We start from the raw sequence: 12,045 nt of genomic DNA on the forward strand, positions 1-12,045 counted from the left end.
AAAACAATGTATTCGATAAGTGAAACTTGTTATCACTTTTCCGCAAACTCCCAATAAGGTGGCGTGCCATAGTATTCAGCAAAGTAATCAATAAAGGCACGCACCTTAGGCGCAATTAAACGAGAGCTTGGGTACACAGCCCAAATCCCAGCATCCATCGCTAAAGGGTGATCTTCGAGTACTTCCACTAGCTGACCACTTTGTAATTCTTGATAAACACTCCAAACCGAGTTGATAGAAATACCTAACCCGTTTACCGTCGCGTCTCTCATCGCATCACCATTATCGGTTTTAAAACGACCAGAAGTTCTTACATTGAACATTCCATCTTTTGTATTGAATGACCAATTATTCATTCCAACTAAGTTAATACATTCATGATTCGTCAAGTCTTGGGGCTTGTTAGGCCTCCCAAATTGTTCAATATAATCTGGTGATGCAACGATAATACGACGATCTGGCGCAAGCTTTCTTGCGACCAATGAAGAATCTTTCAACTCAGCGACACGAATGGCGACATCGAAACCTCCCTCAACCAGATCAATAATGGAATCAGAAAATCGGCAGTCCACGGTTAACCCTGGGTAACGCGCCATAAAACCTTTTAATGCGGGCACAATATGCAAGCGACCAAAAGTTGCAGAAGCGGTCATACGTAATACTCCCGTTGGCGCACTCTGCCCTGATCCAACAGCTCCCCTTGCTGCCTCCACTGTTGCAAGGACCTCCTCCGCGTGAGGTAAAAAAGCCTGCCCTTCTTCAGTTAAGGAAACTTTGCGTGTGGTGCGATGAACTAAACGAACTCCTAAGCTGTCCTCAAGTTTGTTGATGTGCGCACTAGCGACAGCAGGAGAAAGTCCAAGCTCCTGGCCAGCCATGCTGATGTTGTGTGTCGAAGCCAAACGGACAAATAGCTTTACATGATCGATGTTCATTTAATTTTCAATTATTTGTAAAAAATCACCATATAGAGCTTAGCATTTTCTTCCTTATGGATAGTAAATAAGTACTCCGGTTAGAAAAAACTGATGGGAAGATAGAAGTCCAGCTCAAACGCCTCATCATGGCTGAGGAAATGGTTTTTATGATAGTGAACATAAGCGGGAGTAGAACGCTGCTTAAAGCCTGAATTCGGCAACCACTTCTCTAACACCATACTCAATTGAGGAAGAAGCTCTCCATATACGCCTGTTAAGCGAAAAACAGCATGTAAACCACCCGGAATCGTCATTTGATTCACGACACCGCGTACTTTAAGCGGCTTATCAATCGCCATACAAGCCACATAGCGACACTTATCGAGCTCGACCCAAGCGGGGTTGGAGTGATGCAAACCGTATTGAACCGAAAAGTCCCGATTCTCAGAGCTTGCCCACGCCTTCAAAATTAGCCACGCATTGCGAATGGAACGGCTATAACCCTCATGCCGCACATAAGCCGCAAAGCGTTGTGGAACCTCCATAATTTTAGGTTCTGGCAACTCGCGTTTAGCAACCCGATGATAACCCGCAGCCACTTCCGGATCTTTTAGATACGGCTTTTCTGCGACTTGTAAATCATGCTTTCGCCACGCGCCAGGAGACATAGCGAACGTTGCTTTAAATGCTCGGCTAAAAGAAGATACCGAGCTAAAGCCGCACTTGTTAGCAATGTCTAACACCGACGAGCTGGTATCAAACATCAGTTGATTGGCGGCGTATTCCATTCTTGTGCGACGGATATATTGATGGACAGACTCCCCTACCACATCTTTAAAAATACGATGGAAGTGCTGTTCAGAATAGGCTGCTACATCTGCTAGCTCTTTAGCCGATAAATCTCTGCTAATGTCCTGGTGAATGTAAAACAGCACGTCATTGATCCTAGAAACTTGTTGGTGGCTCACGGAGTAAATTTTCGCTTAAATAGCATAAATGGACATGTTTAACAGCATAAATGGACACACCAAGCTTGGCAATTTACCTATACTATTTCTGACATAAAAAAGACAATTACGAGAAGCACAGCACATGGAAATCGCACAGTCATTACAACAAACTAAGTCATCCTACATCCGAGAAATCCTCGCTGCAGCGAGCGATAAGAACGTCATTTCTCTTGCAGGTGGTTTACCGGACGAAAAAACCTTCCCGATCGACTTAATGAAACCGACGCTCGAAAACCTCGCTAATATGCCAGAGGTGTTTCAATACGGCGCAACAGCAGGCTACGCCCCGCTACTTAACTTTTTGACCGATTATTACCAGCTGCCGGAATCTCATTTGGCTATGATCACAACGGGCTCTCAGCAAGGGCTAGATTTGATTGCGCGTGCGTACGTGAATCCGGGCGATAAAGTGGTGATGGAAGCACCGAGCTACCTTGGTGCTATGCAAGTATTCGGTCTAGTGCAAGCCAACATCGTGACCGTTTCACAAACCGAGCGTGGTCCAAACCTTGAAGAACTCGAACAATGCTTTGCCACGCAGCAACCAAAAATGTTCTACGCCGTACCCGATTTTCACAACCCAACGGGCGTATGCTGGGCGCTAGAGACTCGCCAAAAAGTTGCCGAACTTTGTATCCAATACGACGTTGCATTCATTGAAGACGCACCATACCGCGAGCTGCGTTTTTCTGGTGAAGCACTGCCGCTAGTTTCGGATTTCTGCCCGCAGCACTCCATCGTATTGCGCTCTTTCTCCAAAATAGCTTCACCAGGCTTGCGTATTGGTGTAGTTACGGGCAAGAGTAGCTACCTTGAGCCACTCATCAAAATTAAACAAGGTGCCGATCTGCACTCTAGTATTCCTATGCAAGCTTTGCTGCATGGTCTACTGCAACATGACAACTTCGAAACGCACATTTCAACCATCTGTGCGCTTTACAAATCACGTTACGATGTCATGTTTGCTGAACTGCAAAAACAGCTGCCAGAAAGTTGCGTACTCAAACCCGTCGATGGTGGTATGTTCGTTTGGGTCGAAATTCCAGAATGCGACACCTTCGAACTGGCGAAAAACCTTCTCGCAAACTGGGTTGCTGTAGTGCCGAGCCCGGTCTTTTATCCAGAAGGTTCAAAGGTAAAAGCCGCTCTGCGTCTTAACTTTACCAATGCTACACCAGAAGAACTGACGACAGCTGTCTCTCGACTCGCGGATGTCCTCAACACGTTGTAATTGAGCGCGAGTGTAAGAACCTGCCTTTGAGATTCAAAAAAAGTCTCAAAGGCAGCATCAAAAAAGTTCCCTAAAAAAATTTATATTTTTCCTTCAAATCAACTCTCTACAGTAAGTGCCTGTTTTCTCTTGAACCTCTCACTCATATAAAAATGAGAACTCAATCACGTATTTGATGGTTGGAAAAGTTACGTCTATCTTTCAGTCAAAGACATCAACTTCGCAGCGTTAATGCTCTCAATTTCAGACACTTTATCAATCGTGGCTTAGCGGTTGATAAACGACTAAAAAAGCATCTGTGGGCATACCCACTACGAAGGGTTGACCAGAACCATTCTGAATGTCGCGAGCCAATCTTTTGATTGGCAATTACGTCAGTGAATCGCACCAAATGACAGAGGGGTTATCAGGATGAATACTCGAACCACGACAGGACTCGTCACCATCGGCTGGTCCGTTACACTTTCACTTTTTACCGCATTCGCCGGGTATGCCAATACGTCGCCAAACTGTAGTGACGTATTAGTGGGCAACACAACCGCCGCATCGCAAAAAATGATAGTTTTATTAGGCGAAGACATCACCAAATCTAACCGTATCACTACGGTGATTCCTGCCGAAAACAATCCATTTGTGACCGAAGAACTGGTTTCGGTTTCTAACGACGTATCGCCAAACGGTCGTCTTTCACAAAAGAGTTTGGAAGAGATTCGGAAAGTCCGCTCAAATCTAGAGAAAGCAGCACAGGAAGTAAGCCGATTACAGGGCACTTTTGAAGTGGCTTTAATCAGTTTGATTGATGGTTACTGCCAATTTTCTAATCATAAACGTACTCAACATGCCAAAATCGACTTTGACCATTTGGAAGGCCTCACTTTGTATTCAATCCCCGCTTTAATAGCAATGGTCGATCAGTCGTACTACATGGCAAAGAATCGAATCGCTAATGAGCAGAAACAGTTAAGCGACATTGAAAAAGAGAAACAGAGGCAGAAACAGCAAGCAACTGCGGCAGCAGCCGCTCGTTACCAAGACAGTAACGTACTTGTAAGAGTCGAGAACTTTGATGGCGCTAATGTGACATTTTCCGTTACTAACATTGGTTCACAAGGATCATTGCAACCAAATTTCAACTCGTTTAATGCATATCGCACAGAAAGTGGAGAATTAATCTACAAGTCAGAATCTTTACTACACCTGGCGGATACTGCAGGTAACACACTTGAAACAATGGGTATCGCTGAGCTCTCATCACAAGGTGGAAGTGACATATCGATCTCTCCTGGAGAAACCCGAAAATTCGTTACTAGCATTGCTTCAGAAATCGCGCCACATACGCAGTTGAGTTTAGAGTTTCCAGCCAAAGTGCTTAATACCGAGCGAGACTTTACATTGTCGTTTTCTGATACATCAGCGGTGGCGACAGCAAACGTTAATTAACGTAAAGTCGCCAGTATTTGTAGAACGCATCAAAGACAGGCGAGCAGCGCCTGTCTTTCAATTATGATCAAGCCAATAGCTACTGTTTGCACTTGTAAGCATTTGCAAACATCGTCACTGACGTAGAAAAGCTCAACGGTTGATATAAGTACAAGGTATCTGCGCCTAAATCTGCCGCCTTGATGCGCATTTGGTTTAACGTACCCCAAACCATGTCTTTATCTGCGTGAAGCCAGTAGTCGTAAAAGTGCCCTTCTGAGCCGATCACGGTACCCATTAGTTCACAGTTTTCAATCGCATTCACATTATCCCAAAGCACCTGTACTTGCTCAGATTCTTGAGTTGGGAACGTCACACATCCCGTTAATGATGCCGCTAACGCGAGGGTCATCACTCGCTTTTTCATACTTATATCGCCAAAAAATTTCATAGATGGCAGATTTTATGAATGGCTGATGTGATGACTAGCAAAAACTTTTTATCGCGTGTTCAAGCAAACTTAATGGACAACGGAAAAGACTCAAAAGGTGATCATGCAACTAGCGAGCAAAAACCTAATCACTCAAACCTAGCAATAAAGCTGTATCTGAGATACAACAGTAATGATTAAATAGCCGCGAGGGATAGAGTTTGGTTGCTAAAAATAAGCTAATTCGCTACACAGCTACGGAAGTCGCTGATGCATTTGACAAAGAAGATGAGCTCATTAAACAAGTTCAGTCCAACCAACTCTCGCAAGTGCTATTGCTTTGGCAAGTAAAAAACCCAACGCTCGTGCTTCCCGCTGGTAAGAAATGGCCAGTGTCTAATGAGTTAGAACATGCGTTAAACATGTCGGGCTGGAAACTCTTTTCCCGTAAAACCGGTGGTGCACCAGTCCCTCAAGTGCCAGGTATTATCAATCTATCCCACATTTACCACTGGCCAGAAGGCGAGCCTTACAACATCAAAAAAGCGTATCTCGATTTATGTGCGATATTAACGGTTTTCTTTGAACAGCTCGGCGTGAAAGTGGATGTTCATGCTACACCGTATTCCTACTGCGATGGCGAGTACAACCTCAACATTGACGGGCAAAAAATCGTGGGAACCGCGCAGCGCGTTTTACTTAAAAAAGGCGGTGGACAAGTGGTGTTATCACAAGCATGCATTCTGATTGATGCCGACGTCGAGAAGATTGTCGAACCAGTACAAATGTGTAATCAGCTTTGCGGTCACAGCGATGATATTCGTGGTGATGTCCACACACCGCTCTTCCATCATATATCCGACCGTCCGTCGGTAGATTCACTCTTTCAGCAATTAACTAGCGCGTTTTTAATGCATGCAAAAGCGGAGTAAAAATCAGTGTAAACAAAAAGGGAGCAAAAGCTCCTTTTTTGTTTAACGATATTAAAAGCGAACTTCGACTTCTACGCCTTCAATCCAACGGCTTTTTTCTAGAGCTTCATCAAAACTCAGCGTCACCTTCAAATACGCAGGTTGACCTTCGAATGGGCTTTGCAGTTCAGAAGGCAATTTGTTCACAACCTCAACTGGCTTCGATACCGTCGCTCTAAACTTTCGACCATCAGGAAATACAACTTTCGCTTTAGTATCCATCTTACTGTATTGGAGATATTTAGGGTTTAAGAAAGCGGTTATCTCCGGCGTAACATTGCGAGCGATCGTAAGTAAGGGAGTATTTTCAGAGACATTTTGCCCTTCGTGTACATGAACATCGAGCACGCCCCCTTTCATAGGAGAACGAAAAGTTAAATTTTCTTGTTGCGCGCGTTTGACTACCAACTCACGCATTAATGATCGATACTCTTGTGTCACTGGACCAGCCAACTCTAACTCTTCCAAGTTACGCATCGCATCCACATAAGCAATTTTCTGACTGCTTAACTGATTGCTCAGTGAGTTATTCACACTCACAATAGCCGCGTAATCCACCTCAGACACCTGCCCTTTCTTTCTGTAAACGTCGTATTTTTTCTGAATATCACGGACCTTCTTCAAGCCTTCGGCTGAGCTTTCAATAGCACTTTTGTATAGCTCATCAGTACTCTGAACCTGATTTTTTGACAATTTAATCAACTCTTCTTTTATAAAATCAATCTCCTTGTTCAACGCATTATCTTTTAACAACAGCAGCGCTTGATCCTGAGTCACTTCCGTACCGACATTCACAGGCACTGGCCCAACAATGGCAGAGCGAGTTGCCGTCACCGTAAGTGGATGTGACGTGATAATGGCGGGTGCCGTCACTAATACTTGCGTTCTAAACAAGTAATAAGCCATAAACAAAAGCGGACTGATTACAATCGCTAAAATCAAGTACCAACGGAGACGATAACCGCCACGCTTTGCCTGTCCGTAGACGACTTTCATCCCGTTCTCAGACTGCGGTTTATTTTTCTTATCTAAGTGAAAGTTAACTTTCATACTAAAACTTTTTACCTCGCTTCAATACCCACCAAGGTGCCATACTCGACTCTTCATGACTTCTCCTCACAACTTCATTAACCATTGAGAAAGCGGTAATCAAACGCATGAAAAACTGGTAGAAAGGGTAAAGAAATAACCATTTCGCTGACTTCAAATCCTCTTTTTTTCTCTCTGATACAAGCCCAATGTAGACAACAAAAATCAGAGCTGATAAGAAGAGGTAGACAAAATAGAGCATTAGCATCAACGCCAATACAAATTTAAGTGGATAGACAATCACCATGTACACGCTAAATATCACCACAAGCAGCGGCAATAAAACGTTTTGAATCACGCCATAAGCCAAAGTGAATAAGAAGTTTCCCCAACCAAGTAACCGTGGAGACAACCCTTCATTGTGTTTACGCAAAAACAAAAACAATAAATCGCCATCCCAACGCAACCGCTGCAATACCAAACCTTTCAACGTATCTGGTACATCAGTATGGCCGATGGAGTGCGTCGAAAAGGCCAATTTATTATCAGGGTAACGACGTTTGTATTGCTTCAAGCGCATGGTTAAGTCGAGATCTTCTGCGGTATGCGTATCCCAGCCCCCCACTTGCTTAAGCAGGTTCTTCCGAAACGCTCCGAAGGCGCCAGAAATGTTATTGAGCACTCCCCACGTCGCCATCCCCGTTTTACCGGCTTGCATCGACAGCATGTACTCCAAGGATTGCATTTTGGTCAACAAGTTGGCGTTATGGTTGCGAACTCTTAACGCACCACCGCTCGCAATCACATTTTTATCCGCAAACTGTTTCATCATGGTGAAGACCATGTCGTTATCGAATGACGTATCTCCATCCACGTTAATGACGATTTCACCACTAGCCATTGATAAGCCGGCATTCAGTGTTGAGACCCTGCCTCCTCGTTGCCATTTTGGCAACACGCGCACTTTACGATTACGAACGCCTGCATGCCTTTTCTCACCATTTAACGCGGCTTGATAGGTATCTTGGTTTTGTACCGCCCCATCAACCACAGCAAGTATTTCAATATGACCTGGGTAAACTTGCTCAACTAACGTATCGATAGTGATTCCAATCGCATCACCTTCACCATAACAAGTAATAACGAAACTCACTGAAGGAAACCGCTTTAATTCTCGGTCTTCTTGCGCATATGACCAACGAAATATCCCTGTTAGCACCAGCAAATATAGAGGTAGCTCGATAATGATCATGACGGGAAACAGTAATAGCCATAACTCTTCATTGTGAAGTAGCATGCCTCGAAGATAGTCGAGCAGAACGAGACTATCTTGCAGCATAAATCTCACCCATCAGCGATTCCATCCAAACAGAAACACCGTCTTCAATGATCGGATCGGGCAGGTCCCAAGCAAAGACATCCAACTCAAACTCTTCGTCTTCAACTAGTTCACCCAGATCCGATAATTTTTGCTGTAAAATGGACAGGCTCGCGTTGGTCGTATTTGGCATTAGGACAAGCAAAACATCCTGTTTGTACTGACAACAGATATCGGTATCTCTAAACAAGCCGCTAAGACGACGCGTCAGTTGATCCATCAATGAGAACAATCTTGCATCGCCATATTGCTTACCGTATTCATCGATCGTCGGTAAATGCAGTCCAAGTAGAAGGTGCTGTTCTTTGTGTCTCAGCGCGACTTTATTCAACCATGCAAGCAAATTTTGGAAAAAGCTGACTTCCACTTTGCCTTTGATCGAGAGTTCAGGAGCTTGAATGGACTTACCGTGTTGGAAAATGTATTCACCCACTTCACCAAGTCGATATTGGTAAATTTTACGGACAACAAGCTCTTCAACCTTGATCTTTGAGTCACAACTTAAACATTGACTGATCGTCGCCGCTTCAACAAATAAACTGGAGCAACTATTACAAACGTGGTTTTCAAGCGGGCGATCATAATCAACGCCGATATGGCGCAGCTGAGTCAAACATTTGGGGCACTCGAGCTTTCCACGGCGCTGAAAGCTGTGTTGTTCACCAACATGGCCACAAGTGAAGCAGTGCAAAGAGCTTTGAGAGTCGATATCGATGCTGCTGCAATCCGGGCACACCTCTACATAATTCAAGTGCCCGCTATTACATTGAGAACAAACACGAATTCTGTCGATCAGTACTTCTGCTTCTAATACTCCGCGACCTTGCTCTGAGAGTACGTATCGATAAGTCGAATAAATATCAGGAAAGAACATATCGATAATTGGATACGAATAAACCGACATAGACTCTAAGCTTTTTAAAGCAGTCACTCTTCGCTGACGATTGACCCCAAGCCAACCAATCAAAGGGTCTAACACTTCCGGTTCATCAATGGCATCGAGCTTATTTTGAATAGATCGCCAAATTTTTATTGATTCTCTAACTTCAAATACACCGTCGGTAACGCATCGAGAATAAGGGGTTTCCACGGAGACATAAACCGCCCAAGACCAACGTCCTTTCTCCTGATAAAACGCTTTTAGCGCGGTATCTATTTGGTGTGAATCTTGATAAGCAATACACACCATGCCACCGAGTCCCGTTGCCACCTCATCAATATGATTAACCAAAACCATATCTTCAGCTAACTCACTGACAGGCTGTTCACCAACCCAGTAGAAATTGTTATTTATTGACGACATTTTATTAGTTCTCACAACCACAAAATTAATTCATAACATCAGAAATATAGAACTTGCAGTAACAAGGCACTCTAGGTAGACAAACCTTGCCACCGTTAAATACAACAATAGAACAAATATTTAGAGAGCTTTAACTCAGGCAGTAAAAGCAGAAAGATCTCTGAATAAAGTGTGAAGGAGTCTGTGAGTAGAGAAATCGGACAGCAAAGCGCATAGTACAACCTTTTGTTAGCAAGCTGGGATAATAGTGCGATTTGATGCAGAATTAGATCCTTGCATTCACATCAAGCTCATTGTTTTATATCAGTCGATTCCTTTCTGCTCAGCATTTAACCATACCGTCATGTATCAAATCTGAGACTTGGTAATACTTTACCAACTAATTTCCATTAAAATTGAGTGGCAAAACACTGAATAACATTCAATCATTCTGATTATTTATCAAATAAGTATTTTTAAGCCGTTTGAGTGATTAATAATCACCATTTTTCTCGCTGTTTTTTCCGAAAGAACACGTAACACATTCAAACTACAGAATGAATCTACGTCACTTTTCTATGCTCTTTTTTGTTCAAAAAAGAAATGAGATCCAGTTCAAATATTTATCCATGACGGAATTAGTTGAAGCCTGCGCTTAAAAGCCTCAGAATGTCGCACTTTTCGCACCGATTTGTTTTCGGCGCGTTGTTATCTAACTCTACAATTGAGAATCATACATATGGGTTTTACCTCGTTAGGTCTATCTGCTCCAATCCTTAAAGCTATTCAAGAGAAAGGCTACGACACCCCTTCGCCAATTCAGGCAAAAGCAATTCCTGCTATTTTGGAAGGGAAAGACGTAATGGCAGCAGCGCAGACTGGTACAGGTAAAACTGCAGGCTTTACGCTACCGATTCTTGAGCGTTTATCGAACGGCCCTCGCGTTCGTGCTAACCAAGTTCGTGCACTTATCCTGACGCCAACGCGTGAACTTGCGGCTCAGGTGCAAGAAAACGTGTTTATGTACGGCCGTCATCTTCCACTAAGCAGTGCGGTGGTTTTTGGTGGTGTGAAGATCAACCCGCAAATGCTGCGTCTTCGCAAAGGTGCGGATGTGTTGGTCGCGACACCAGGGCGCCTGATGGATTTGTACAACCAAAATGCGGTGAAGTTCGACCAACTGGAAGTGCTAGTGCTGGATGAAGCAGACCGTATGTTGGATATGGGCTTTATCCGTGACATTCGTAAGATCCTAGCTCTGCTACCAAAACAGCGTCAGAACCTACTGTTCTCGGCGACTTTCTCGGATGAAATCCGCGACCTTGCGAAAGGCTTGGTGAACAACCCGGTTGAGATTTCAGTGAACCCGGCAAACTCGACGGCGAGAACGGTTGAGCAAAGCATCTACCCAGCAGACGTGAAGAAAAAAGCACCGATGTTGGTTAAATTGATCAAAGACGGCGATTGGAAGCAAGTGCTGGTGTTTACGAAAACGAAACACGGCGCAAACCGTCTGGCGAAGTTCCTGATCGAACAAAATCTACCGGCTGCTGCCATCCACGGCAACAAGAGCCAAGGCGCACGTACCAAAGCACTGGCGGATTTCAAATCGGGTGAAATTCGTGTGTTGGTCGCGACGGACATTGCTGCACGCGGTATTGATATTCCTCAATTACCGCAAGTGGTGAACTTTGAGCTACCTAAAGTGGCAGAAGACTACGTTCACCGTATTGGTCGTACTGGCCGCGCGGGCGAAGTAGGTAAAGCGATTTCACTCGTGTGTGCGCTAGAAGCATCTGAGTTGTTTGCGATTGAACGTTTGATTCAAGAAGTACTACCACGTAAAGAGCTGGAAGGTTTTGCGCCAACCAATGTGGTGCCAGAATCCAAACTGGATACTCGCCCAATCAAACCGAAAAAACCTAAGAAGCCGAAAAAACCAAAAGCGCCAAATGCTTCGGGTGAAAACGCTCCAGCAACCGAAAAGAAAGCAGGCAATGGTGCAAACAAACCTAAGCGTCGCTTCAACGGTGGTAACAACGGCAACAAAAACAGCACCAACCAAGGCGGTGCAGGCAAGCCTAAAGGCAACCGTGAAGGCCAAGGTCGTGCAAACAGTAAACCAGATGACCGCAAACCTAACGGCACCAAGCCAAATGGCAATAAACCGAATGGAAATAAACCAAACGGTAATAAGAGTGGCAACGCTGGTAAACCGTCTGGTAACCGCAAGACAAACAATGCTAAACCTACAGGAAACAAACCGTCAGGTCAGCGCCGTAAACCTCGTCCGCAGGCCGCAAACTAATCTGTAAACGGCCACCGATAGCAAATACAACAAAGCCGCTGATATCTCAGCGGCTTTGTCTTTCTTAGAA

General features: G+C 44.4%; 10 protein-coding genes. 4 read left to right on the forward strand and 6 right to left on the reverse strand.

Going from position 1 to position 12,045, the window contains the following annotated elements:
* Positions 1 to 32 precede the first annotated feature (32 nt).
* Both R8N47_RS09250 and R8N47_RS09255 read right to left on the reverse strand, forming a co-directional pair.
* Positions 33 to 935 carry a LysR family transcriptional regulator gene (locus tag R8N47_RS09250; RefSeq protein WP_064354881.1) on the reverse strand — a complete coding sequence of 301 codons (903 nt, stop codon included), beginning with the start codon at positions 933 to 935 and terminating at the stop codon, positions 33 to 35.
* Positions 936 to 1,015: 80 nt separating this feature from the next.
* Positions 1,016 to 1,885 (reverse strand): AraC family transcriptional regulator, encoded by an 870-nt coding sequence (locus R8N47_RS09255; protein ID WP_005387011.1) that lies wholly within the window; start codon positions 1,883 to 1,885, stop codon positions 1,016 to 1,018.
* Between the two features lie 124 nt (positions 1,886 to 2,009).
* Between R8N47_RS09255 and R8N47_RS09260 the strand changes: the two genes are divergently transcribed.
* Positions 2,010 to 3,158 carry a PLP-dependent aminotransferase family protein gene (locus R8N47_RS09260; protein WP_064354882.1) on the forward strand — a complete coding sequence of 383 codons (1,149 nt, stop codon included), beginning with the start codon at positions 2,010 to 2,012 and terminating at the stop codon, positions 3,156 to 3,158.
* A 411-nt stretch (positions 3,159 to 3,569) separates the two neighbouring features.
* Positions 3,570 to 4,598 carry a hypothetical protein gene (locus R8N47_RS09265; RefSeq protein WP_064354883.1) on the forward strand — a complete coding sequence of 343 codons (1,029 nt, stop codon included), beginning with the start codon at positions 3,570 to 3,572 and terminating at the stop codon, positions 4,596 to 4,598.
* Positions 4,599 to 4,677: 79 nt separating this feature from the next.
* On the opposite strand, the gene R8N47_RS09270 is transcribed toward R8N47_RS09265, so the two are convergent.
* Complete coding sequence (locus R8N47_RS09270; protein ID WP_025767966.1) at positions 4,678 to 5,004, reverse strand: DUF4156 domain-containing protein; 327 nt, start codon at positions 5,002 to 5,004, stop codon at positions 4,678 to 4,680.
* A gap of 224 nt (positions 5,005 to 5,228) precedes the next feature.
* On the opposite strand from R8N47_RS09270, the gene R8N47_RS09275 reads away from it, so the two are divergent.
* Positions 5,229 to 5,939, forward strand: coding sequence for a biotin/lipoate A/B protein ligase family protein (locus R8N47_RS09275; RefSeq protein WP_064354548.1), 711 nt, complete (start codon positions 5,229 to 5,231; stop codon positions 5,937 to 5,939).
* A 51-nt stretch (positions 5,940 to 5,990) separates the two neighbouring features.
* Here R8N47_RS09275 and R8N47_RS09280 read toward each other — a convergent pair whose 3' ends face one another.
* Genes R8N47_RS09280 through R8N47_RS09290 form a run of 3 tightly spaced genes read right to left on the reverse strand, consistent with a single transcriptional unit; the run spans position 5,991 to position 9,688 of the window.
* A complete protein-coding gene (locus R8N47_RS09280) occupies positions 5,991 to 7,028 on the reverse strand; it encodes an HlyD family secretion protein (protein WP_064354547.1) in 1,038 nt (345 codons plus the stop codon).
* Between the two features lies 1 nt (position 7,029).
* Positions 7,030 to 8,346, reverse strand: coding sequence for a glycosyltransferase family 2 protein (locus R8N47_RS09285; protein ID WP_064354546.1), 1,317 nt, complete (start codon positions 8,344 to 8,346; stop codon positions 7,030 to 7,032).
* Complete coding sequence (locus R8N47_RS09290) at positions 8,333 to 9,688, reverse strand: diguanylate cyclase domain-containing protein (RefSeq protein WP_064354545.1); 1,356 nt, start codon at positions 9,686 to 9,688, stop codon at positions 8,333 to 8,335. Before R8N47_RS09290 ends, R8N47_RS09285 begins: the two co-directional genes overlap by 14 nt.
* 718 nt (positions 9,689 to 10,406) lie before the next feature.
* On the opposite strand from R8N47_RS09290, the gene R8N47_RS09295 reads away from it, so the two are divergent.
* Positions 10,407 to 11,975 carry a DEAD/DEAH box helicase gene (locus R8N47_RS09295; protein WP_064354544.1) on the forward strand — a complete coding sequence of 523 codons (1,569 nt, stop codon included), beginning with the start codon at positions 10,407 to 10,409 and terminating at the stop codon, positions 11,973 to 11,975.
* Positions 11,976 to 12,045: the final 70 nt, after the last annotated feature.

It is taken from the genome of Vibrio sp. 2132-1, assembly GCF_033344315.1.